This window comes from Bradyrhizobium sp. UFLA01-814 (assembly GCF_046718885.1).
Lineage (GTDB): Bacteria > Pseudomonadota > Alphaproteobacteria > Rhizobiales > Xanthobacteraceae > Bradyrhizobium > Bradyrhizobium elkanii.
On the sequence record NZ_JAQOSR010000051.1, the window covers coordinates 1 to 23,671 of the forward strand.

Annotated in this window: 22 protein-coding genes; 7 read left to right on the top strand and 15 right to left on the bottom strand. The window is 61.3% G+C overall.

Going from position 1 to position 23,671, the window contains the following annotated elements:
• The 3 genes from PMN64_RS17485 to PMN64_RS17495 form a co-directional block, all read left to right on the top strand.
• The coding region (locus PMN64_RS17485; protein WP_411781500.1) for a gamma-glutamyltransferase at positions 1-435 on the top strand (435 nt) is incomplete at its 5' end.
• Positions 436-443: 8 nt separating this feature from the next.
• Positions 444-1,697, top strand: a complete 1,254-nt coding sequence (locus tag PMN64_RS17490; protein ID WP_411781501.1) for a diaminopropionate ammonia-lyase — start codon at positions 444-446, stop codon at positions 1,695-1,697.
• A complete protein-coding gene (locus PMN64_RS17495) occupies positions 1,694-2,911 on the top strand; it encodes a M20 family metallopeptidase (RefSeq protein WP_411781502.1) in 1,218 nt (405 codons plus the stop codon). The genes PMN64_RS17490 and PMN64_RS17495 overlap by 4 nt, the downstream gene beginning before the upstream one ends.
• An 83-nt stretch (positions 2,912-2,994) precedes the next feature.
• Here PMN64_RS17495 and PMN64_RS17500 read toward each other — a convergent pair whose 3' ends face one another.
• Complete coding sequence (locus tag PMN64_RS17500; RefSeq protein WP_411781503.1) at positions 2,995-3,504, bottom strand: ParB N-terminal domain-containing protein; 510 nt, start codon at positions 3,502-3,504, stop codon at positions 2,995-2,997.
• 189 nt (positions 3,505-3,693) lie between these two features.
• Between PMN64_RS17500 and PMN64_RS17505 the strand changes: the two genes are divergently transcribed.
• Positions 3,694-4,488: an enoyl-CoA hydratase/isomerase family protein gene (locus PMN64_RS17505; RefSeq protein ID WP_411781504.1), complete on the top strand. Its 795-nt coding sequence runs from the start codon at positions 3,694-3,696 to the stop codon at positions 4,486-4,488.
• Between the two features lie 211 nt (positions 4,489-4,699).
• Here PMN64_RS17505 and PMN64_RS17510 read toward each other — a convergent pair whose 3' ends face one another.
• From PMN64_RS17510 to PMN64_RS17555, 10 genes are all read right to left on the bottom strand, one after another.
• Entirely contained in the window at positions 4,700-5,119 is a 420-nt protein-coding gene (locus PMN64_RS17510; RefSeq protein WP_411781505.1) for a DUF2000 domain-containing protein, read from the bottom strand.
• Between the two features lie 82 nt (positions 5,120-5,201).
• On the bottom strand, positions 5,202-6,020 hold the full coding sequence (locus PMN64_RS17515; RefSeq protein WP_411781506.1) for an SDR family oxidoreductase: 819 nt from the start codon (positions 6,018-6,020) through the stop codon (positions 5,202-5,204).
• A gap of 4 nt (positions 6,021-6,024) precedes the next feature.
• Positions 6,025-6,819, bottom strand: coding sequence for an enoyl-CoA hydratase/isomerase family protein (locus PMN64_RS17520; protein ID WP_411781507.1), 795 nt, complete (start codon positions 6,817-6,819; stop codon positions 6,025-6,027).
• 107 nt (positions 6,820-6,926) lie between these two features.
• Positions 6,927-8,129, bottom strand: coding sequence for an ABC transporter substrate-binding protein (locus tag PMN64_RS17525; RefSeq protein ID WP_411781508.1), 1,203 nt, complete (start codon positions 8,127-8,129; stop codon positions 6,927-6,929).
• A 99-nt stretch (positions 8,130-8,228) separates the two neighbouring features.
• Positions 8,229-8,999: an enoyl-CoA hydratase/isomerase family protein gene (locus PMN64_RS17530; protein WP_411781509.1), complete on the bottom strand. Its 771-nt coding sequence runs from the start codon at positions 8,997-8,999 to the stop codon at positions 8,229-8,231.
• 28 nt (positions 9,000-9,027) lie between these two features.
• On the bottom strand, positions 9,028-11,028 hold the full coding sequence (locus PMN64_RS17535; RefSeq protein ID WP_411781510.1) for a biotin carboxylase N-terminal domain-containing protein: 2,001 nt from the start codon (positions 11,026-11,028) through the stop codon (positions 9,028-9,030).
• 16 nt (positions 11,029-11,044) lie between these two features.
• Complete coding sequence (locus PMN64_RS17540; protein ID WP_411781511.1) at positions 11,045-12,652, bottom strand: carboxyl transferase domain-containing protein; 1,608 nt, start codon at positions 12,650-12,652, stop codon at positions 11,045-11,047.
• 166 nt (positions 12,653-12,818) lie between these two features.
• A complete protein-coding gene (locus PMN64_RS17545; protein ID WP_411781512.1) occupies positions 12,819-13,235 on the bottom strand; it encodes a Zn-ribbon domain-containing OB-fold protein in 417 nt (138 codons plus the stop codon).
• The gene (locus PMN64_RS17550) at positions 13,235-14,416 is read right to left on the bottom strand and encodes a thiolase C-terminal domain-containing protein (protein WP_411781513.1); all 1,182 of its coding nucleotides are present in this window, start codon (positions 14,414-14,416) and stop codon (positions 13,235-13,237) included. Before PMN64_RS17550 ends, PMN64_RS17545 begins: the two co-directional genes overlap by 1 nt.
• Complete coding sequence (locus PMN64_RS17555) at positions 14,413-15,954, bottom strand: class I adenylate-forming enzyme family protein (RefSeq protein WP_411781514.1); 1,542 nt, start codon at positions 15,952-15,954, stop codon at positions 14,413-14,415. The genes PMN64_RS17550 and PMN64_RS17555 overlap by 4 nt, the downstream gene beginning before the upstream one ends.
• A 130-nt stretch (positions 15,955-16,084) precedes the next feature.
• Here PMN64_RS17555 and PMN64_RS17560 point away from each other — a divergent pair, with 130 nt between their 5' ends.
• Positions 16,085-16,894 (top strand): enoyl-CoA hydratase/isomerase family protein, encoded by an 810-nt coding sequence (locus PMN64_RS17560; RefSeq protein ID WP_411781515.1) that lies wholly within the window; start codon positions 16,085-16,087, stop codon positions 16,892-16,894.
• A 99-nt stretch (positions 16,895-16,993) separates the two neighbouring features.
• Here PMN64_RS17560 and PMN64_RS17565 read toward each other — a convergent pair whose 3' ends face one another.
• The gene (locus PMN64_RS17565; protein WP_411781516.1) at positions 16,994-18,940 is read right to left on the bottom strand and encodes an AMP-binding protein; all 1,947 of its coding nucleotides are present in this window, start codon (positions 18,938-18,940) and stop codon (positions 16,994-16,996) included.
• A 69-nt stretch (positions 18,941-19,009) separates the two neighbouring features.
• Between PMN64_RS17565 and PMN64_RS17570 the strand changes: the two genes are divergently transcribed.
• Positions 19,010-19,822: an enoyl-CoA hydratase/isomerase family protein gene (locus tag PMN64_RS17570; protein WP_411781517.1), complete on the top strand. Its 813-nt coding sequence runs from the start codon at positions 19,010-19,012 to the stop codon at positions 19,820-19,822.
• Between the two features lie 7 nt (positions 19,823-19,829).
• On the opposite strand, the gene PMN64_RS17575 is transcribed toward PMN64_RS17570, so the two are convergent.
• Positions 19,830-20,489 (bottom strand): TetR family transcriptional regulator, encoded by a 660-nt coding sequence (locus PMN64_RS17575; RefSeq protein WP_157341552.1) that lies wholly within the window; start codon positions 20,487-20,489, stop codon positions 19,830-19,832.
• 380 nt (positions 20,490-20,869) lie between these two features.
• On the opposite strand from PMN64_RS17575, the gene PMN64_RS17580 reads away from it, so the two are divergent.
• Positions 20,870-22,519: a recombinase family protein gene (locus tag PMN64_RS17580; RefSeq protein WP_411781519.1), complete on the top strand. Its 1,650-nt coding sequence runs from the start codon at positions 20,870-20,872 to the stop codon at positions 22,517-22,519.
• Between the two features lie 265 nt (positions 22,520-22,784).
• Here the strand turns inward: PMN64_RS17580 and PMN64_RS17585 are convergent, their stop codons facing one another.
• The gene (locus tag PMN64_RS17585; protein WP_411781520.1) at positions 22,785-22,994 is read right to left on the bottom strand and encodes a hypothetical protein; all 210 of its coding nucleotides are present in this window, start codon (positions 22,992-22,994) and stop codon (positions 22,785-22,787) included.
• 365 nt (positions 22,995-23,359) lie between these two features.
• The gene (locus PMN64_RS17590; protein ID WP_411781521.1) at positions 23,360-23,617 is read right to left on the bottom strand and encodes a hypothetical protein; all 258 of its coding nucleotides are present in this window, start codon (positions 23,615-23,617) and stop codon (positions 23,360-23,362) included.
• Positions 23,618-23,671 lie beyond the last annotated feature (54 nt).

The window sequence follows — 23,671 nt, forward strand, 5'->3', positions numbered from 1 at the left end:
CTCTTGCACAATCGCGGCTTCGGCTTTGTGCTCGAACCCGACCATCCGAATACGCTCGCGGGCGGCAGACGTCCGATGCATACCATCCTGCCGGCCATGCTCACCCGCGACGGCGAGTGCGTGCTTTCCTTCGGCGTGACTGGTGGTCACTTTCAGCCGATTGGGCAGATCCAGATCCTGTCGAACCTGCTCGACTACAAGATGTCCGTGCAGGAAGCCATCGACCAACCGCGCATCTTTGCTCGCGGTGACGTGCTGGACGTCGAAGGAACCGTTCCGGCGCATGTTGTCGAAGGTCTCCGCGCTCTCGGGCACCGCCCGACGCCGGCTCCCAATCCACTTGGAACTGCCCAGGCGATCTGGATCGACCGGAAACGCGGGGTCCTAAGAGGCGGGGCAGATTCCCGTCGTGACGGCGTCGCACTAGGTTATTGAGAGACCAAATGTTCAAAATCCTCAGCGAAAACTTCTCCCTCCAACCCAACCCGAACCCCGTTCGTCAGGAAAAGTACGGCGAGAACGGGCGCGGCGATATCCTCAGCCTCGCAGCCCTCGATCGGGCGCGGAAGGAGATCACCACCTGGCCCGGCTATCGTCCCACCGAGTTGCGGCGTCTGGACGGGCTGGCGAGCGCCGCCGGCGTTCGCACGATCCTCTATAAGGATGAGGGCGCTCGCTTTGACCTCGGCAGCTTCAAGGCCCTGGGCGGAGCCTACGCGGTGGCCTCCTTCCTGCAGCGCGAAGTAGAGGCGCTCACCGGCGAGCGCCCGAGCACGAAAGAGCTTGGGGCCGGATCGCTGAAAGACGTCACGACCGGCATGACGGTGACCTGTGCGACGGACGGAAATCACGGCCGGTCCGTGGCATGGGGCGCCCGCACTTTCGGGTGCCGGTGCGTGATCTTCGTGCACGCCACGGTGAGCCAGGGCCGCCGCGATGCGATCGCTGCCTACGGCGCTGAAGTACGCGTGGTCGACGGAACTTATGACGACGCCGTTCGCGAGGCTGCAGACACGGCAGCGCGAAACGGCTGGCAGGTGATCTCCGATACGTCTTACGAGGGATATACCGACATTCCCCGCTACGTCATGCAGGGGTACGGAGTGATGGTGGAGGAGGCCGTCGAGCAAATGCCGCGCGGTGTTTTTCCGACCCACGTCTTCGTGCAGGGCGGCGTTGGCGGCCTCGCTGCAGCCGTCTGCTCCTATCTTTGGGAGCGTTTCGGCGAGAAGTCGCCCTTTTTCTACGTGGCTGAGCCCGAGACGGCACGATGCCTCTACCTTAGCGCGGCGGCGGGGCGGCCGACTGCCGACCACGGCTCGCTGGACACGATCATGGCGGGTCTTGCCTGCGGCGAGGTCTCCCTTCTGGCCTGGTCGATCCTCAATGCAGGCGCCGATGGCTTCTTCTCGATCACCGACGCATCCGCGGCGGAAGCGATGCGCCTGCTTGCGGACGGTCGGTACGGCGATCATCCGATCGTCGCCGGTGAGTCCGCCGTCGCGGGTTTGGCTGCAGCACTTCTGGCCGCAGGCGATGCCGACGCCCGACATGCCATCAAGCTGACGGAAGAGAGCGTGGTGCTGGTCATCGGCACGGAAGGTGCAACCGATCCCGCCGTCTACGAGCGAATCGTCGGGAAGGCGCCCGAGCGCGTCGTGGCTGGCTGGTCGACCAGGAAGGAATTAGTGCAATGACGTCGTCTGGCTGGAACGAGCTTATTTTGCGTGAGATCGACGAAGATCGCGAGGCTCTCGTCGATCTGTGCCGTCGGTTGGTCGCGGCTCCGAGCATGAATCCGCCGGGGCGAACGACGGAAGTAGCGGACAAATTGCAGGCGTTTCTCCGGGGGAGGGGCTTGGCAAGCGAGCGGATCGCTGTTGTCGACGACGCCGCCAACGTTCACCTGACGCTGAGCGGCTCGGCGGAAGGAAAGCATGTGGTCTTCAACGCCCACATGGACACGATGCAGCCGGGCGACGAGTCCGCGTGGAGCGTGCCGCGTCTCGAGTTAACGCGCAAGGACGGTCGTCTTTACGGCCTTGGCATGGGCAACCTGAAGGGCGGTCTCGCCGCGATGGCTCTCGCGACGACCGTGCTTGCGCGGCATCGTGATCAGCTTCCGGGGAGCTTGAGCTTCACGGCCGTTTGCGACGAGGTCATGTTCGGCGGACGCGGCACCGAGCATCTCCTTGCGGTTCGGCCGGATCTTGCCGGCGACTTTATGATCAGCGCAGAAGGTCCCGGTTTTATGGATTTCGCTGTCGCGGAGAAGGGCCTGCTCTGGGTGGATGTTGAGGCAACCGGACCGGGAGGGCATTCGTCCCGCGCGCTGCGCGGCGAAAGCGCCGTCGGCAAGCTCGCCAACTTCATGGCGCAGGTCGATACCTTCAACGACGTCTTCGCGACCTTGCCCGAGGAACTCAAAGGCGTGACCGGCGGAGAGGGAAATCTGGGGCTTCGCTTGTCGGTCAACGCGGGCGTAATCCAGGCTGGCGAAGTGCGTAGCCTGATCTCGCCGTCCGCACTTGCCCGGTTTGATTTCAGACTTCCACCGGGAATCACTGCTGCGAGCGTCAAGCACCGCCTGCAGAAGATCGCCAGCACCGTTCCGGGAATCCGTCTATCGTATCCGAAGGAGTGGGATGCGAATTGGGAGGCGGCCGATAGCCCGTATGCAAAGAGCCTGATTCATGTGATTGCCAATGTGCGAGGAAAGACACCTCAGCTGGTCGTGCGGCTTCCAGGCAGCGATGCCCGTCACTGGCGGAACAAGGGTGTCCCGGCCGCATGTTTCGGACCACAGCCGACGTTGTCAGCTGGCGTTGACGACTATGCCAACGAGCAGGACGTTGTCGATTGCGCGAAAATCTATGCTCTTGCTGCGATTGATCTCATGAGTCTTCGCTGAGAAGGTGAATACTTCCTAGTCCAGGCCACGGCAATCGTCATGAAGATCCCGCTGACGGCGGATGCAGAATCGAAAGCGGTCGATCAATAACGGCCGCCGTCGCGCTTTTGCTGCGCGATCCACTCCGACAACGTCTTTTTCGGCGTCGGTCCTGGGGCCCGGCTTGGCGATGTTCTCGAGTTTTCGCCCGCGCCCCTTGCCGCGCGGGCTCGCTCCTTATCCGTCTTGTTCAAAGCAGTAATCGAACTTTCCGCAGCTTCCTTCTCGAGACGCAGCTTTTTCAACCGCGCCATCTTGTCGCGTTCTGCATCTGCTCCGGGTCCCTCGGACAAGAGCGTCCTTTGCTGAGCATCCTCCGCAGAGACCACGATTCCCACAATCGTCGTCTCTCCAAGCGCCTTGCAAGCTTCGAGCCGATGTAGTCCCTCGACCAGAACGAAGCGGTCTTCGTCGGGCCGGACGAGAATGGGGGTTTGTTGCCCGATTTCCAGAATGCTTCCAGCGATCTCCTCGACGACTTCAGGCTTGATTGCCTTCCTTCTTTTCACGGGAACGTAGATCTTCTCGATTGGGAAGCTTTCCGGTCTGGGCATAACGTCTACTCCGCTGTACAGGCCCGTCCGAAACGCATGCCGGGGAGGCCGGATTTTAGGAATGAACCGCTCGGCTGCAATGGCAATATTAGCGCGCGCAGGCTTGATCGATGTGGGACCCGGGCGCATTCTGAGGGGTGCACCGCCAACGCGTGATTGTTCGGCGAGCGGTTGCGGTGAGGGTAGGCCATGCCTCTTGTTTCCACCCAGGATCGCGACGCGGTGCGTGTCATCACCTACGCTAACGCCCCATTCGGAACCATGACGGCCGCCGGGGCGGCCGAGATGTTCGATGCGGTCGCCGCTGCAGGGATGGCCCCATCGGTGCGGGTCATTGTCATTACAGGGGGCCTACCCGGCATCTTCATCCGTCACTACGACGTTGGGGAACTCTCTGAGGCCGCAGACGCGATTGAACGCGGAGCGCCTCGCGCCCCGCCGTCGCCTGGTCCTCGACCACCCGGTTTCCACGCGCTGACGGATGCGATTGCAGCGGTCGACAAGCCGGTCATTGCGGCTATCAATGGCCTGTGCATGGGAGGAGGCTTCGAGCTTTCGCTGGCCTGCGACCTGCGCATCGCCGGGAGCAGTGTCGCGGCGATCGGACTTCCGGAAACGCGCATCGGCATCTTTCCCGGTGGTGGCGGTACACAGCGTTTGCCCAGGATCGTTGGAGAGGCCAAGGCGCTCGAGATGATCCTCTGTGGCCTGACAGTGACGGGGCTGCGCGCGCACGAAATCGGAATTGTGCATGAGGTTGTCGCCGATCCGCTCGCGCGTTCCCTTGAGATCGGCGCTGAACTATCGGGGCGACGTGCCGAAGGCCTGGCCTTTGCCAAGCGCCTTATCCGGTCAGCTCTCGACCGTCCGTTGGCCGAAGGCCTGGCTGACGAGCGCAAGAGCTTTTCCACCGTGATGCGGACAGCTTCGGCTCGGGAAGGCCTGCGAGCCGGCCGGACACCGGTCGAAATCCAGAAGCTCTAATGTCATACGGCTACCTTGAGTAGCCGGACGCCAGTCGAGGGCTTCCAGCTCGCGTTGAGCTTGAAACATGGCTCGCGAGGGCTGAAGGGTTTTAATCTCCCAACGAGAGCACCTTGAAGCTGTGCTTGAGCGGGAATGGCGCCATGGCGTAAGGGGGCACGACCATGCTCATGATGAGGTCAGTCCTCAGCTTCGCGACGGGGCGTTATCTTCAGCGCAAGAGCTTCAAATTGCCCGTCAGCGACCGAACCCATTTTTCTGGTCCATAGAAACCCAGGCCGTCAATCGTCTCGTCCGAGAGCGCGCGGAGCGGAAACTCGGCGAGATAGTCCTCAAAGCGGTGGAGTCCCCTGGCGAATTGCGGAAAGGGTACCAGAACGGCGCCGCTCGCCAATGGCTGTGCGCGCGTCAGCAGTACGGACAGCGCTTCGGGCGTGGCTTGCAGAATTGGTACTGGACGGTTCGCACTGGTCCGGACAGTAAGCCCGTTGCCGTCGGTCAAGAGGTTTCCTCCAAGGTCCGGTTCTGCGGCGCCGATGCCGATGCTCAAGGCCGCAACCGTGTTCGCAATCAACCCAAGCGGCAGGGCTGGATTCACGATAATGGCGATGCGCGCGCTGACGGTGTTCATTGGGAAATCATTCCTGCAACCGGGTAAGTCCCACTACTTCCATGCTTCCCTGCCGGGAAGCTTTCCCTGATCGTTGCTGCAGTCATTCGATCAAGATGTCTGGCGCTAGCTGGCTGGCAGGGTCTATTGCATAGACCGACAGGTCGTCGACACCCTGCGAACGCAAAACTTCCTCGTCGATCAAGGTCCTGCCCGAGAATTCGCGGCTGTCTTGCGTAACGATGAAGTGTGCCGCATCGGCCATGATTGAAGGCAAGCGGCTGCGACGATAATCCGACTGGTAGTGTACGCGCACGGCGTCGGTTGCAATCATGGTCTTTGGCCAAAGAGCATTGGCGGCAATTCCAAACGATCGGAATTCCTCGGCCAGCGCCAGAGTGTACATGGTCATGCTGTACTTCGAGGTGGCGTATGCCGGATACTTGCCGAGCCAGATTGCCGACTTCGGCAATGGCGGCGACAAGGTGAGAACGTGGGGATTTGACGACCGCTTCAGGTGCGGTACAGCATGATAGGCACAGATGTAGGTCGCCCTGCCGTTCACCGCACTCAGCAAATCGAACTTCCTGGCCGGCGTATCGAGCAGGCCGGTCGGACTGATGGCGCTGGCATTGTTCACGAGTATGTCCAACCCGCCGAATTCCTGTACCGTCCTTTCGATGGCGTTTGCGAGCGCATCTGCGTCGCGCACATCGACACGGAGGGGAAGGGCGGCGGTACCGAGCTTACGGATCTCCTCGGCCACTGTATGGATAGTTCCGGGAAGAGTTGGATGGGGCTCGCTCGACTTAGCTGCGAGCGCAATCCGCGCTCCTTCCGATGCGAATTTGAGCGCGATCTCTCGGCCTATGCCGCGGCTCGCGCCTGTAATGAAAACGATCTTGCCGTCCAGGGATCCCATTTATTCACTCTCCTCCGAATATTGGCGGCCGCCTCTCGATGAACGCGTTCAGGCCCTCGCGAAAGTCTGCCGAGGAGGCGCAGTCGACGAATGAAGCAAGCTCGGCCGACAGTTGTTCATCGAACGTCGCGGTATCGGCGCTCCAAACCAGGGCTTTCACCGCGCGGCTTGCGGCAGGTGAGTTATCAGCTAGCGTCCGCGTCATTCGGGTCAGCTCGGCCTCGAGCTCCTGCTCTGGGCATACTCTCGTGATCAGCCCACGCGACAGCGCCTCGCTTGCGCTTATGCGGTCGGAGAGCAGCATCAACTCCAGCGCGCGTCTTGGCCCCGCCAGGCGCGTCAACGAGTGACTCATACCGCCATCGGCGGGGACGCCCAGCCGCCGGTACGCCACTGAAAAATGCGCTGTCTCGGCGGCTAGAACAAAATCACAGGCCAACGCCAGGGACATTGATCCGCCGGCGCAAGCCCCGTGCACTGCGGCGATAACCGGCTTTCCTGAGCGTCTCAGTGAAAGGAGCGCGTCGTGGAAAGCAGTGATGATGTCCATTGCAAGCCGCGGGAAGGTGGCGCCGGCAGCGGAGAAAGTTCGAAGATCTCCGCCGACCGAGAAATTTGCTCCGCGGCCTCGGATGACTACGACCTTTACGCTGGCGTCACCTTCGAGGTCGAAGGCAGCTGTCCTGAGCGCAGTCGCCAGCCCGAGCTCGATCCCATTGCCTCGCTCCGGCCGGTTCAGCCAGATCGTCCCGATCCTGTCGGCAACGACGAGTTCGACTGGAGATGATGCTATGGTCACGACTGATCGTCCTTCCGATGTTCGGCAATGCTCTGCCTTACCTGGTTCCCAAAATCCGCCCGGCCAAGCAGTGGCCTTCGCTCGCTCCTTGCGCCGATCTCGTCGTTTCACTTCTTGAGAAGCGCGCACTTCGATTCGCTGACAGGCCGATAGGCGTCCTCACCTCGGATCGTCTTGACGATCTCGAGATAATCCCATGGCTCCTTCGAATCTGATGGCTTCTTCACGCGCGCCAGGTACATGTCACGGATCACCCGCCCGTCCTCGCGCAGCCTGGCGCCATGTACGAAGGTGTCCTCGACCGGAAGTTCGCGCATCTTGGCCATGACCGCGGCAGGGTCATCGGTGCCGGCGACCTTGATCGCCTTGAGATAGTGCAGCACAGAGCCGTAGACGCCGGTGTGAATCATCGTCGGCATGACGTTGGTCCGGGCGAAGAACCTCTTTGACCAGGCGCGGGTCTTGTCATCCATGTTCCAGTAGGAGGCCGTCGTCATGTAAGTGCCTTGTGCGGCCTGCAGGCCGACAGCGTGCACGTCGGTATCGAACATCAGCAGGCCAACAAGCTTCTGGCCGGCCTGAACCAGGCCGAATTCACCGGATTGCTTGATGGCATTGTCGGTGTCCTGGCCAGCATTGGCAAAGGCCACAACATCCGCCTTGGAGTTTTGCGCCTGCAGTACAAACGACGAGAAGTCGGCTGTGTTGGTCGGATGCCGCACGCTGCCAAGTAGCTTGCCGTCCAGCTCCTTGATGAAGCGCGTCGCGTCTTTCTCAAGTTGCTGGCCGAACGCGTAGTCGGCGGTGACAAAGAACCAGGACTTGCCGCCCTCCTTGATGACCGCCGACGCCGTCACTTTGGATAGCGCGTAGGTATCGTAAGAAAAATGTACGGTGTTGGGGCTGCACAATTCGTCGGTCAGGGAGCTCGCGCCCGGGCCGGACAGCAGCGCGATCTTGTTGCGCTCCCGCACCATGTTGTGAACGGCGATCGCAATTCCCGAGTTCGGAATGTCGGCGACTGCGTCGACCTTGCCGTTGTCGAACCAGTCGCGAACGATCTGCAGGCCCACGTCGGTCTTCATCTGGTGGTCGGAGCTGACGATTTCGATCGGTTTTCCGAGTACTGTCGGGCCAAACTCCTCAACGGCCATTTTCGCGGCCTCGACCGAGCCGGGACCGCTGTTGTCGCGTCCCCAGCTTGAAAGGTCGGTCAGGACGCCAATCCGGACCACGTCATTCGAGATTTGGGCGGAGGCGGTCGACGCTGTCGCAATCAGGATGGCCAAGGCCAGGATATTCCTCTTCACGTGTTCTCCCTCATTTTTTTATCGGACAGTGGAGTGGTCGGTCGCCCGGACAGGATGTCTGCGCGACGATGTTGGTCGGGTCGAACGCAGCTGTCATAACTACGTCTTATCGAAACGCGGCTCGCGCTTTTCCCGGAATGCTTTGATGCCTTCGCGTGCATCGGCGTGCATCAGCAGGAACGGAAACCCATCGATCGCATGGCGCATCTCGTTGCCGCCAAGACCGCGATTGTAGAACGACTTGGCCATCTGCACGGCAAGGCGGGGCTGTGAGGCGATGCGTTCAGCGAACGCGATTGCGTCGGCGAGAAGGCGTTCGTCGGGAACGACGCGCGATACGAGTCCAAGGTGACGTGCTTCTGCGGCGTCGACGGGGTCGCCGAGCATGCTCATCTCCTTGGCTTTTGCGCGCCCGACGATGTCCTGAAGCCGAACGATAGCGAAGCCGGGCAGCAGCCCGAGCTTGATCTCGGGTACGGCAAAGCGAGCGCTCTCGGCCGCCAGGATGAAGTCGGATGCAATGGCAAGCTCAAATCCACCGCCATAGGCTATTCCGTTGACCGCGGCGATCACCGGCTTGAGTGCCCGTTCGGGGGCGCTCAGGACCTCCATGGCATCGATGAAGAACGTGCGCGCCTTCTCCGGATCGAAATCGAAGGTGCCGATATCGGCGCCAGCGCAGAATGCCTTGCCACCGGCGCCGGTGATGATGCTGACACGTACCGCATCGTCCTGGTCGGCCCGCTGTAGCCCTTCGCGGATGCCTATGCGAATGCCGGTGGTCAGTGCGTTCAGCTTGTTAGGTTCGTCGAGCGTCAAGATCGCGATGTTGCCTTGAACGTCGTAATTTACACTTCCCAATCGTAACATGTGCTCTCCTGAAGGGGTCGTGAGGTGGCTACTGCGGGATGAGGTCAGGCTCGACGACGGCGACGACGGCGTTTCGCTCGACTGTGTCGCCGGGTTTGAAGTGGACGGCGGTCACGACGCCGCCCACCTCGCTGGCAATGCGCAGTTCCATCTTCATGGATTCCATGACAACGGTCGGATCGCCTGCCTTCACGCGGCTACCGACCGTGACGTTGATCTTCAACACCACGCCGGTCATCGGGGCGCGTAGCTCGCCGCTGATGTCGGCGGCCGTGCTGATGTACCGGAGATAGGGGATTGCGGTCATGCTCTGGGCACGGCGCGGATCATGCACGAAGATCGCCTGGTCCTTCTGTACGATCCGCACGGTCTCGCAGCGTGCGTTAACCGTGGCGGCGAACATGTCATCGGCAAGCGGCGAGAGCCTCACCTGAATCCTGTCATCGTCGACACCGATCAGCATCGAGCCGTCTGGCTGCAGGGGCGCAAAGCGGATTTCCGCGCTGTCGCCTGCGGTCTCGAGATGGAGGATCGGAATCGGTGACAAGCCATCACCGGCCGCCGCCATCTGCCAGCCGGTCAGACTGCTGGACTGCCAGGGGTTGCCGGAAGCGGTAGCGCGCTGGCGCATCATCCAGAAATACGCACCGACCGCCAGCGTCTCCGGGTCAATGGCGCCCGTGACGGTGACCAGCGCATCGATCCGTTCGTCGATCAGACGGGTATGAAAAGTTGCGGCCCGGGTCGCGGGCAAAGCGATCAACCGCCGGAGAAAATCCCGGTTGGTGGTGACGCCGAAGATCGAGGTCTCTCCGAGCGCGAGATCAAGCCGATCGAGCGCCTGATCGCGACTGGTGGCGTGAGTAATCAGCTTGGCGAGCATCGAGTCGTAATAGGGCGTAACGGTCGACCCGCCTTCGACGCCAGTTTCGACGCGGATGCCGCCGGACGGGAATCTGACGTGAGCGAGCTGTCCGGTGGACGGCATGAAGCCGTCATTCGGATCTTCGGCGCAGATCCGCGCCTCGACCGCGTGGCCCTGGCACACCACCTCGCCCTGTTTCACCGGAAGTCCTTCACCGGCGGCAATGCGGAGCATGGCCTCGACGATGTCGATGCCGGTGACCATTTCGGTTACGGGATGCTCGACCTGGAGGCGGGGATTGACCTCCAGGAAGTAGTAATCGGCGCCATTGACAATGAATTCGACCGTGCCGACACCACGATATCCGAGCCTGCGTCCGATCCGGACGGCGTCGTCGAGGATACGCTGGCGTAAGCCGGGAGCCAGGTTGGCAGCTGGCGCTTCCTCGATGAGCTTCTGGTGGCGACGCTGGAGCGTGCATTCACGTTCGAACAGGTGGATCACGTTACCGTCGCCGTCGCCCGCGATCTGTACCTCGATATGCCGGCCCTGCAGGATCAGCTTCTCGACGATCAGCCCGGCGTCACCGAAAGCATTCCTGGCCTCCCGCATCGCGGACTCGATTTCGTCGCCAAGTCCGTCGTAGGTCGAGATCGCCCGCATTCCCTTGCCACCGCCGCCGGCCGCCGCCTTGAGCATGACCGGCAGTTCGAGGCTGCGGACGATCCGTTCGACTTCGAGGCGATCCTCGCTCGGCGCTTCGCTGCCGGGTATTGTTGGGACGCCGGCGGCGACGGCTTCCCGCTTCGCCGACGCCTTGTCGCCAAGCCGCTCAATGGTATCCGGCGTCGGTCCGATGAATACCAGACCGGCTGCTTCAACTGCGCGGGCAAAGTCGGTGTTTTCGGCCAGGAAGCCGAAGCCAGGATGGACCGCCTCCGCGCCGGTGGTTTTCGCGGCGGCGATGACCGCATCGATCCGCAGATAGCTTTCCGATGCCGGTGCGCCGCCGATCCCGATGGATTCACCGATGACCTTGACGTGCAAGGCGTCGGTATCCGCGGTGGAGTGCACGGTGGAGACCGCAACGCCGAGGCGTTGGCAGGTGCGGGCGATGCGGCAGGCGATTTCGCCTCGATTGGCAATCAGAATTTTCCTGAACATGGCGGGTCCCCTGAGTCTACATCCGGAACACGCCGAAATCGGTGTGCTGTCGCGGGACCCGCCCGGCGAGATCAAGCAACAGCGCCATCACGCTACGGGTTTCGAGCGGATCGATCACCATGTCGCACCAGGTGTTGCGGGCGAAATTGTAGGCATTGGCGAAATCCTCGAACGTTCGCCGGGTCGGCGCCATGTAGGCCTCGCGCTCGGTGTCCGTCCAACTCGTGCCCTCGCGCTTATGCACCTCGTCGCGAACCATCGCGAGTGTGGTCGCGGCCTGGTCGGGACCCATGATGGCGGAACGGGCATTTGGCCACATCATCATGGCGTTTGGCCGGAACGCCCGGCCGCACATGGCGAGGTAACCCGCGCCGTAGGCATTACCCATGATGAGCGTGTATTTCGGGACATTGGCGCTTGCCATTGCTGTGATCATTTTTGCGCCGTTCTTGGTGATGCCGCCTTCCTCGGCTTCACGGCCAACCATGAAGCCCGTGACGTCCGCCATGAACAGGAGCGGGATGTCGCGCTTGCAGCACAGTTCGATGAAGTGCGTCGCTTTCAGCGCGCTTTCGGAAAACAGCACGCCGTTGTTGCAGAGAATGCCAATCTCGAAGCCCATGATTCGTGCAAAGCCGGTCACCAGGGTATCGCCATAGAGCGGCTTGAACTCATGGAATTCACTGCCGTCGACGAGACGCGCGAGGACATCGCGATTATTGGTGGGAATGCGCGGATCCGAACTGATCAGGCCGTAGATTTCGTTGGGGTCGAATTGTGGCTCGCGCACCGGGGCGATGGTCCGGCTTTGTCGGGGAATCTCGCCGAGACTGGCGACGATCTCGCGCGTGACGGCAATTGCATGGGCGTCGTTCTCGGCGAGATGATCTGTGACGCCGCTCACTCGGCTGTGCATCTCGCCGCCGCCGAGTGCCTCGATGCCGACCTCTTCGCGGGTCGCCGCATAGACCAGCTGCGGCCCGCCGAGAAACATGGCGCCCTGGCTTCTGATGATGACGGTCTCATCGCTCAAGGCGGGAATGTAGGCGCCGCCCGCGGTAGAGGGACCGTGCACCACCGCAATTTGCGGGATGCCTTCAGCCGACATCCTGACCTGGTTGTAGAAGATCGAGCCAAACTGGCCATCGTCAGGGAATATGTTGGGCTGATCGGGCAGGTTGGCGCCGCCGGATTGGACCAGGGTCACGCAGGGCAGGCGGTGCTGCCAGGCGAACCGTTGGGCGCGCACATGCTTCTTGCAGGTGATACCGTAGTAGGTGCCGCCCTTTACTGTGGGCTCGTTGGCGATGATCATGCAGGGACGATCGGAGATCGTTCCAACGCCGGTAATGATGCTGCCGCCGGGCGGCACGCCTTCGTACAGGCCTTCGCCGGCCAGCTGACAGAACTCGAGGAATGGTGATCCGGGATCGATCAGCGCCGCGATCCGCTCGCGCGCCAGCAGCTGATCGCGTTCCTTGTGAAGCTTGCGTGCCCGTTCCGGGCCGCCCAGTGCCGCCGCGGCCCGGCGCCGCCTAAGATCCGCAACGCGTTCGACGTAGGCGCTGCGGTTGCGGGCGTATTCCTCTGTGGAGGTGACGACGTCCGATTTCATGATTGCCATTGCGGGTGGTCCTGGCGGCTGCGCGGCAAGCCGGTCGGTGGCTTGCCGCTGGTGTAAATCGACCGGTGGGTTGGCGGTGCGAGCGCCACAAAATCGAGGTGCTGCAAAATTCTAACAGTTGTTAGAATTGATCGCGCGCGGATGCAAGCAGAACTCATGCGGTCCCTCAGGCTTTCCGAAAGCGCGGCAGAGTTATGTCGTCAGAGACCTGGTCGAATGCGAGCTCGACCTCCATGTCGAAGGTGACTTCCGCCGGATCGCTCCCCGTCAGGGTACTGATCATGCGCGGCCCTTCGGCGAGTTCGACGAGCAAGACGGCATAGGGGACATCCGTCTTGAATGCGGGGCCGGGAGCCCGATAGACCACGCTGAAGGAGTGCACCTTGCCGCGGCCGGTCGCAGGCCTGTGCTCGAGATCATCGCCGCCGCATTCGCGACATGTGGCTTGCTGGTAGTACTGAACGTTCCGGCATCGGCGGCAGTGCTGCAGCAAGAGCTTGCCGTGTCGCAAGCCGCGCCAGAATGCGGTCGTATCGGCATCCGGCGCGGGCAGGGGTTTTCGAGTGGAATCCTCGGATGCCATCACAGCGTTCCCTCCGTGCCCAGAATGGTCGTGGCATTGGTGGCGAATCCCGCTCCGAGGCTGTGCACCAGCCCGAGTCCGGCGCCATCGAGTTGCCGCTCGCCGCATTGGCCGCGCAGCTGCGCAATCACCTCATGGAAGTGGAATAGTGCGCCAGGCATTCCGGAATGTGCGAAGGACAGCAAGCCGCCATGTGTGTTGGAGGGTATTTGGCCGCCGTAGCTCATCTGTCCGTCGGCGACGAACGGGCCGCCTTCACCCTTCCGGCAGAAGCCGAGGTCCTCAAGCATCATCACCACAGTGCCTGTGAAGCAATCATAGATGCCGGCGACATCCATATCGCGCGGCTGGTAGCCGGCCATTGCATAGGCTCTCCGGCTGGATTCGACGGCACCGGTCTTGGTCAGGGACGGCATCAGGAAGATGTGCTCGTGGGTGTAGCATTCGCCGCAACCGAGGACGAAAATCGGCTTGCCGATCCCGAGGGACTTCGCATGTTCGGCCGACGTGAGGACAAATGCTGCGCCGCCGTCCGAGATCAGCGAACAGTCGAGCTTGTGATAGGGCGTGGTGACCATCGGCGAATTCAGCACATCCGCTGCGGTGATCGGCGTCGTCTGCTGCGCGCCGGGAGTCCGCGCCGCGTGACGCCTGTGCACGACGGCGACCTCCGCCAACTGCTCGGGCGTGGTGCCGAACTCCCTCATATGCCGGTGCGCAGTCAATGCGAAGGTGTTGGCAACCGGAATGCCGAACGGCATCTCGTATTGCTGATCCCGGCTTTCAGTGAGCGAACGCAGCGCCAGATCCGGCGTCAGCCCCGTCATCAGACTGTCGGCCGCGACCAGCAGCACCACCTTGGCGAGGCCGCCGTGAATGGCGGCCGCACCAATGCTGAACATCGTCGCGGCCGTAGCGCCGGAAACCTGCAACGTGTTCGAGAAGGTCGGACGGATTCCAAAATATTCGCTGAAAGCAACGCTGAAGCGATGAAACGGGGAAGCGAAGGCATGGCTCGACAGCACGCCGTCCACCTGGCTCTTGGGGAGGCCGGCGTCGGCGAGTGCGTTTGCTGCGGCCTCTGCCGCAAGCGAGAGCGGACTGCGGCCTGGCACCTTGCCGACCGCCGACAATCCGATGCCGATGACGGCAACCTTTCCTCTCAGGCTGGTGTCGCTCATGTGGAAGCTTTCAACAGGTGTTCGAGTTCGTGGCGCTGGACCTTGCCACTTGTCGAGCGAGGGAATTCACCAAAGGCAATGAAACGAAATTCGCGTGGCCGCTTGTAGCTTGCGAGGTCCCGGCGGCACAGCTCGGTGAGCTCAGCTTCCGTCATTGCAGCCCCTTCGCGGCATGCGACAAAAGCGACGGGGGCTTCCCCCCACCTTGGGTCGGCAGCGCGGACGACTGCGACTTCCGCGATCCGATCGTCGCCTAGCAGGACACGTTCGATTTCGGCGGGATAGATATTCTCGCCGCCCGACTTGATCAGGTATTTGGCGCGGTCGACGAAATCGAGCGATCCGTCGGCGTTGCGCCTGAACACGTCGCCCATGTGAAACCAGCCGCCGCGGAAGTCGTGCGCGTTGGTCTCGTCCGCGCGCCAATAGCCGGAGAACAGTGTCGGGCTGCGGATGGCCAACTCGCCGGGCTCGCCGGGCGCGACCTCATTGTCGGAGGTATCCACCAGCTTGATCTGGCAGAACGCATTTTGTCGCTTGGACAGGCTGGCCGGCACGTCGCCTGGCGCAATCAGCGCCCGCGTCGCCGGTGGCAGGCCGGTTTCGGTCGAGCCGAAGCTGTTGAGATAGGGGGCGCCGAGCATTTCGGTGATCTCGGCAATGGCGTGCGGGGCGACAAGATCCGCCATGGCTCCGCACACCCGCACGCCCTTCACCTTGGTGCGTTGCGCTTTCAGACCATCGATAAGAGCCTCGACCATGCCGGGAATGAGGACCAGCCAGCCGATGTGGTGTTGGGAAACGGCCGTCAGCAGCGGTTCAAGCTGGAAGCCATCGATCACAACGACAATTCCGCCGCGCAGCAGGGTGGCGAGGGCGTGATCGGTCGAAGCCATGTGGAACAGCGGGGCCCATGCGACGAATGTGTCGTGCGGAGCGATGCCGAGTTCGGAAGAAAACACCAACGCCCGCATGACCATCGCGCGGTGCGAGATCACGGCACCTTTCGGCAGGCCGGTCGTTCCGCTGGTGTAGAGTATGACGAGCCCGTCTTCCGGTTGAGCGACAGGCGGCGGTGCTCGCCCTTTCTGTCGCGCGAGCTCGCTTTCGTATTGAGGTCCGATCTCCAGGATTGGCTTCGCCTTGGCGGCCAGCGGGAGGGTTGCCGCGAGGTCGGCCTCAACCAGGAGCAGCCTGGGCGACACCAGTTCGATGCAATAGGAGAGCTCGCGCTCTGACAACCGCCAGTTAAGACAGGCCGTGATGATCCCAAGATTGGCAGCCGCCAACTCGATCTCGAGATATTCGGGACGGTTGCGCGACAGCAAGCCAAGCCGGTCGCCCCGTTGCAGGCCCCGCGCGGCAAGCAGGACAGTCAACCGGCGGACCCGGTCGCGTAGCTCGCCATAGGTCACGTGCCGGCTGCGGTATTCGATCGCAGGTCTGTTGGCGTGAAGCTCCGCACAGGCCTCGAACAACGCACCGACGGTTCCGATGCCGGATCCGCCGCCCGTCTGGATACTGACCCCGGTTTCCATCAACGTTTCCTCGAGCGCTCTTTTGATATTCTTGTTTCGAACCAGCGCTTGCGCCGGCCGAATACAAATTCTAACATCTGTTAGAATTAATTGGTAGCGCTTCTTAGGCGCCAAAAGCGGGAAGATCAATATGTCCAATCGATACGCGGCCTACACGAAGTTGAAGCTGGACTACCCGGCTGAACGGATCCTTCGGATCACCTTCGATCGACCGGAGACCTACAATTCCGTCGATGCCGAGACTCATACACAGCTCACTCACATCTGGAGAGACATCGACAGCGACCCCGACATCAACGCCGTGATTGTCACGGGGGCGGGCAAGGCATTCTCGGCTGGCGGCGATTTCGAGCTGATCAAGTCGCTGCTCGACAATCCGGCCGCGCGGATGGCGACTTGGAAAGAGGCCAAGGATCTCGTCTACAACGTCATCAACTGCAACAAGCCCATCATCTCGGCGATCAACGGTGTCGCCGTGGGAGCCGGCCTTGTCGTCGGGATCCTTGCCGACGTGTCGATCTGTGGCAAATCGGCGCGGATCGTGGACGGGCACACCCGGCTCGGTGTCGCCGCCGGCGACGTCGCCTGCATCATCTGGCCGCTGCTTTGCGGACTGGCGAAGGCAAAGTACTATCTGCTCACATGCAAGCCGCTGTCGGGTGAGGAAGCCGAGCGGATCGGCCTGGTTTCGCTGTGTGTCGAAGATGCGGAGCTGCAAAGCTTCGCATTGGAAACGGCGCAGGATCTCGCCACCGGTGCACAGAGTGCGATCCGCTGGACAAAATATGCGTTGAACAACTGGCTTCGCGTCAACGGGCCGCTGTTCGACACGTCGACCGCCCTCGAAATTCTCGGCTTTGCCGGCAATGAGGCCCGCGAAGGGCTGGCCTCGCACCTTGAGAAGCGCAAGCCAGCGTTCCCCAGGGATTGCCCGATCTAGGATCGCCTGTCCCTCGTCAAGGCAACTGACCTGTGGTTGCCTTGACGCCTTGCTTCACACTATGCGACGTCGCCCGGTCCTTGCCAATCCGGCCGACTGTTACCCCTTGAGTTTCTCGCGGATGTGCTCAATGGCCTCCGGGTTGGCGAGCGCCGACAGATCGCCGGGATCCTTGTCTTCGAAGATTGCCCGGAGCACCCGTCGCATGATCTTCATATTGCGCGTCTTCGGCAGGTCATCGACCAGCAACACCCTTTCGGGGCGGTAAGAAGTGCCCATTCCGTGCACCAGGGCCTGGGACAGATCTTCCGATAGCGTGCTGGAATCTCTTGTCGCAGCACTCGGCACGCACGCGCAAACGATCGTCGAGCCTTTGACCGGATGGGGGACGCTGAAGACTGCAGCTTCCGCGACCTTGCCGGTTGCGGTGAGCACGCCCTCGAGCTCCGCCGGGCCGACGCGCTTCCCCGAGATCTTGAGAGTGTCGTCCGAACGACCGAGAATGTAATAGAGACCGTCCGTGCCTCGCATGGCAAAGTCGCCATGCACCCAGATTCCCGGGATCGTCTTCCAATAACTCTCGAGATAGCGCTGGTCGCCCTTCCACAGGCTCTTGGTGAGCCCGATCGATGCATGACGCAGCACCAACTCGCCGACCTCGCCGTCCGGGACAGGGTTACCCGCCATGTCGACGATGTCTGCGCCGACTCCGAGGGCCGGCCGGGAGAACGAACCCGGGTTCATCGGATGGTTTGGGGTGCCGGTGAAGATGCAGCCGCCGACTTCCGTGCCGCCGGAAATGTTGATGATCGGAATCCTCGACTTGCAGACGTGTTCGAAGAACCATCGCCACGGCGTCTCCGTCCATGCCTCGCCGCCCGAAGCAGTGATCCGCAGGCTGGAGAGGTCGTACCGCTCGACCTCCTCGCCATGGCGCATCATGCCGCGCACGATGGTCGGTGAAACACCGAGATAGGTGACCTTGTGATCTGCGATCAGACGCCAGAAGCGTCCCGTATCGGGATAGTCGGGGGTCCCCTCGGCCACGAGGAGCCTGCCGCCAGCGAAGCTTGGAATGCAGGCGCACATCGCGCCCACCATCCATCCCATGTCACTGAAGAAGAAAAACAGGTCCGTTGACTTGAAGTCGCCGCAGATGATCATATCCCGTGTCACCATCGAGCCAATAAAGCTGATGTGCGTCCATACGCAGCCCTTTGGTTCGCCGGTCGTTCCCGAGGTGTAGAGAAGGATGGCGGGATCTTCCGCGTTCATCTCGACGGTAGGAACGTTTGCCGCCTCCTGGGTGAACTCATCCCACCAGTGATCTCGACCCTTGCGCATGGGGGTGTCGATGCCAAGCCCGCCGCGGTCGACCACGATCACATGCTGGACGGTTGGGGCGGTCTTCAGTGCCTCGTCGAGAACCGATTTCAGCGGAGCAGGAGTGCCCCGGCGCCAGGTGCCGTTTGCGGTAATGACGGCCTTGGCTTCACCGTGGTTGAGCCGCGCCCGGATCGGGTCGGGACCGAAGCCGGAGAACAATGGCATCACGATTGCCCCGATCTTCAGGATTGCAAAGAAGGCCACGAAAGTTTCGGGCAGGTTGGGCATGTAGATCGCGACGACGTCGCCCTTGCCGATACCAAGCTGGCGCAAGCCCAAGGCTTGCCGCCCGACAGCGGATGCGAACTCGGCGTAGCTCAGCCGTCGCTGCTCGCGCCTGTCTTCGCCTTCCCAGACCAGGAATGTCTTGTCCCAGACTTCCGTTCCGCGGTGCTTGTCGATGCAATTGAGGACGATGTTCGTGGTCCCGCCAACGCACCAGCGCGCCCACGGTTCGCCCCGTGCAAGGTCAAGGATCTTCTCGGGCTTGCGATAGAAGCGAACGTCACAGAACCCGAACACTTCCTGCGCGAGCCAGGCTCGATCGGTGTCGGCCTTGGCCGCCAGCGTGTCGTAGTTCGGCTGCCCCGTCGCACGAAGGAACGCGCTCAGGTTGCTGTTCTCCACCAGTTCCGCTGGGGGCGTCCAGAGATACGCCATCTTGCTTCCTCCTGCCTCAAGAGCTGCGCCACGTTCTTGCATCTGGCGTGCGGCGATGTATTCTAACAAATGTTAGAATTCAAGGAAGAAGATGTCGTGGCTGAAAATGAGCAAGTCCGCTATTTTGTCGAAGACGGCATCGCGACCGTCACCATCGACCGTCCCGAACGCAAGAACGCGCTGTCCGTTGAGGCGATGAACGGCCTGACCGACGCCTGGAGCAGGGTCGAAGCCGACGCCTCCGTCCGCGCGATCATCCTCACCTCGGCGGATTGCGGAGTATTCTGCGCAGGGCTGGATCTGAAGCAGGCCGCGGAAATCCGGGCGAGGGACGGTGTGGATATTCTGACGCTGATGCGTGACCCCATGCAGCACGCGATGCAGAAGGTCTCCAAGCCCATCATTGCTGCCATGACGGGATCTTTGATGGCCGGCGGGATGATGCTTGCGCTGAAGTGTGACTTGAGGATCGGGTTACGCGGCACCCGCGCGGGGATAACCGAGGTGAAGATGGGGCGCGGGTCCCCGTGGGCGGTGCCGATGCTTTGGATGGTGCCGCAATCGCTGCTGATGGAGATGGTTCTGACCGGCGAGATGATCGCGATCGAGCGGCTCGCTGAACAGGGGTTCTTGAGCTCGCTTGAGGACACGCCGAAAGCCGTACGCGAACGTGCGCTTGGACTTGCGCGAAAGATCGTCGAGGGCGCGCCGTTGTCGGTCAAGGCGGCCAAAGCGAGCGTGCTTGCCGCGATGGACCTGGGGCTTGCGCAGGGCCTCATCGAGGCCGAGCAATTGCACGCCGAGGTCTATGCCAGTCTCGATGCGATGGAAGGGCCGAAGGCTTTCGCAGAGAAGCGCAAGCCGGTCTGGCAGGGCAGATAGATCTGGATCAGGGCTTGTTGACGCCTTCGAAGATCAGCGTCTCCGTGCGACGGGCCAATTCGAGCACGGCATCCCGGTTTTCCAGCCTGAACCATTCGATTGTCCAGTTGAGGGCGCCGATCACGAACATACGCAATGGCACCACCTCCATGTCGGCGCGGATCTCGCCGGCGCGTCGGGCATCGATGAAGAGCTGGTCCCAATATTCTGCGTATGCGCGCCGCAGCGGCCGGTGCGGCTTCTTCAGTTGCTCTGGCAATTGTCCGTAGATTCGGATGTTGGCTGAAGTGAAGTCGCTCGTCTCGAGCAGCGCGACGAGATGGGCCTCGATCGCAAGACCAATCTTGCGCCGGTGCGATACCATTCCGGCACGTTCGACCGAGTTCTTCACGGTCTCGAACACGTGGCGGAGGCCGCGGTCCAGCACTTCGTCGAGAATCTCCTCCTTGGAATCGAAATGGTAGTAGATGCTGCCGGCCTTGATCTTGGCCCTTGCTGCGATCTGGCGGAGGGTCGTCGCCGAAAATCCCTGGCGGCGGAACAGCTGGGCCGCGGAATGCAGGATGAGGTCCCGCGACCGCTCGGACTTGGATGTGGCGGCTGCGGAGCCGTTGTCGGGCTCGGCCTTGCGCCCGCGGTTCGCCATCGAGGTTTTGGGACGGCGCACCGCTGACCTTTGTCCGGACCGGTCACCGGAACGCAAGGATGACCGCACCGTTCTCATGCTTGTCGCAAGCTCCGTCTCGACATATTTGGCTGCCGGCTTGGTGCAACCATTGATCGCTGTGGAAGCAGATTCCGCAGAGTATGGCAATATCCGACAGGTGATACCCGCGATGGCGCCTGACGGCATCGAACCGTTGGGTGGAAGCTGAGTAGGCGGCAGCGGTTGTCAGATTGATCGTGCTGCAGGCGTTAGTGACATCCGGCACAACCTCCGATACGAGCCCCTACGGGGGAACGTGTCACGACCGGTTGTGCGGCCTGATCGCTTTCTCGCCCAGACATTCGGCGCTATACCTATTCGGACCATCCGGATCCCGGGGCATGGCCAACTCGCTTGTCGTACGCAAGGGCACGAGTTTGGCGGAGCGTCACAGAGCGCTGCGCGCGGCGCAATACGTTCGAATGTCTACCGAACGGCAGCAATACTCGATCCAGAACCAGGCTGCCGTGATCGCCACATTCGCGCACGCCCACAACCTGACGATTGTCGAAACCTATCGTGATGAAGGGGAGAGCGGTCTCCAACTAAAAAACAGGTCCGGTCTGATCAGGCTCATAGAAGACGTGCAGTCTGGGAAAGCCGATTTCGGTCACATCTTAGTCTACGACGTGAGTCGGTGGGGGCGATTTCAGGATACCGACGAAAGCGCGCACTACGAGTTCATTTGCAAGCAGGCCGGCATCAAAGTCGCATACTGCGCCGAGCAGTTCGACAACGACGGTAGCATGCTCTCCAGCATCGTAAAGAACATCAAGAGGGTGATGGCGGCTGAGTATAGTCGCGAACTCTCAGCAAAGATTTTCGCCGGACAGTGTCGCTTTGCGCGACTTGGATACATGCCTGGGGGCCTCCCAAGTTATGGGCTGGCGCGCGAGCTGGTTGACCAGGAGCGGCGATCGAAAGGCCTGCTCAAGAAGGGTGATCTAAAGTATCTCACTACGGACCACATCCGGGTCCGACCAGGACCACCTGAGGAAGTCGCCATTGTGAGGTGGATGTTTCAACGGTTCCTGGAAGTCAAATCCGAGTCGTTGATCGCATGGGAGCTGAACAACAAAAATATCCCGGCAGGCAAGGGCGGTCGTTGGGCCTGTTCATCAGTTACGAGGATTCTGAAGAACGAGCGCTACATTGGCAATCTCATCTTTAACCAAAGATCCAATAAACTGCGGCGCGGTCTCAAGAAAAATCCACCGGAGGAGTGGATTAGGGCGGACGGCTGTATTGAGCCGATCATCGACCACGACACCTTCCGGAAAGTTGGAAAGATCATCGAAGAACGACGCGTTGATCTCACTGAAGAAGAGATGCTGAAAAGGTTTCGGAAGGTCTTGCACAAGGAAGGTCGATTGAGCCCTAAGTTGATCGACAGGACCGTCGGCCTGCCCTGTATTGCCACCGTCCGCGCGCACTTCGGCACAGTGAGAAATCTCTATCGTTTGATTGGTTACACCCCGAAGCGCAATTACGGATATTTGGACACCCGTGCCTTATGGGCAGAGGCGAGAAGCAAGCTCACATCAAAAATTGCTTATGCGATAGCCAAGGCAGGATGTCGCACCGTTCCGGGCGGCTGGACCAACTGTCTGCGTGTCGTGGGCTCCGAGACCATCTCCGCTCGAACAGCGCGCTGGATACCAAGGCCCAAGGAACAGTATTCGGAACGCTGGTCGATTGAGCGAGAAGTGCACCTTCCTGCGGGCTGGATTGCCGCCATCAGGCTATCGCAATCCAACACGTCCCCACTTGACTATGTGTTGTTGCCAACTGATGGCAGGACAAAATACACCATAAGATTCTCAGAAAGTACGCGCGAGCGTCGCGGGATAGTGCGTTTCAAGACCGAAGAAGCGCTTATTAGAGCGATCACCAGACGCGTAACCAGGAAGGGACGTTCTTACCCAGCAAGGCCGAAACGATGGCGGTCCTTTTCGGCCGGCTGCAATAGGCCTCTAAAAACTCAAAGATAAAAAATGCTCTGCAGGGTACGGTAACAATGGCATGGATTATATTACGGCTATCCTATCTCTTCAGAAATCCGGACCAATACGGTGTTCCGGCCATCAAATGATCCGTGGTGTGTTGCGACAGCCGCGCTACGCGTCGGATTCGCTATCGCAATCTCCCTGCGTTGGCTGGCACTGTCATCGCCCTCCGAGCCGCCGCTGCAATGCGGTCGATGAAGCCGCCTGGACCAAGCAGACGGGGGCGCTAAAGTAGCACAGCGAGCCGCGCTCAATCGTGCTTGGCCCTACGAGTTGGGCTGCGAGCGTAGCCCTTCGAACTCGCCGCATATGCCTCATTCAATTCTGCCTCCAGGAGTCCATTGGCGACGATCAGCGCACGCACCGCGGCGCGGACGTCTCCGTCGCAGGCCGTGATCACCTGATCTGCAGCGGCATCCAGCGGATCGATCCCCTGAGTTGCATTCGCATCGGCCGGCATGTTTGACTTCCAGTTGGCGCTCCAGAATGTTCCTGTTTTGTTCTTTTGTCAATCGTGCAGTGTTCGTGGCGGCGGTCGCTCACGCAGCCAGTGTCGAACCGACCGGGGACACCAGCGTTGCACCCTGAAGCATCGGAGCGGACGGCTTGGGACTGGGCGATCCAGAGCGGTCCTGCGCGCCGCAAGTCGCGGCCGGGCCCCTCGTGAACCGTGCCGCATCGCGTCACGGCCTTGCGGCTTCGATCCCTCGCGTCAGATCAGGCCCGGGCTGATTTCATTATACGGCAACAACTGAAGTCGAGACAGCTTGGCGGCCCGCGGTACCGATCGGACGCCTGTCTAACGGGCTTCCTGGCGAGGCATCATCACTGAAGGACCTTCGGCAGTACCACAACGACGTCAATTTCGCGGCCGAGGGTTTGCGATGCAACGAGTGCAATGTGCGGGGCGAAGCTGTCTTCGATCTCCGCTGCTGTCGACTCGTCTTTTGCGTAGACATACAGCAGCGGTCCGTCGACCTCAGCAAAGCGGATGCCCGCGAACACGCGGTCAAACGTTCCCGCGCCTACGATGAGCGCCATTCTTGCCTGTATTGCGTAGTCCTGGATTTCCGTCAGGTCCATGTTTGCTACCGAAGGGAAAACAAGCCATCTGAACAATACATGTTTACTACTCCC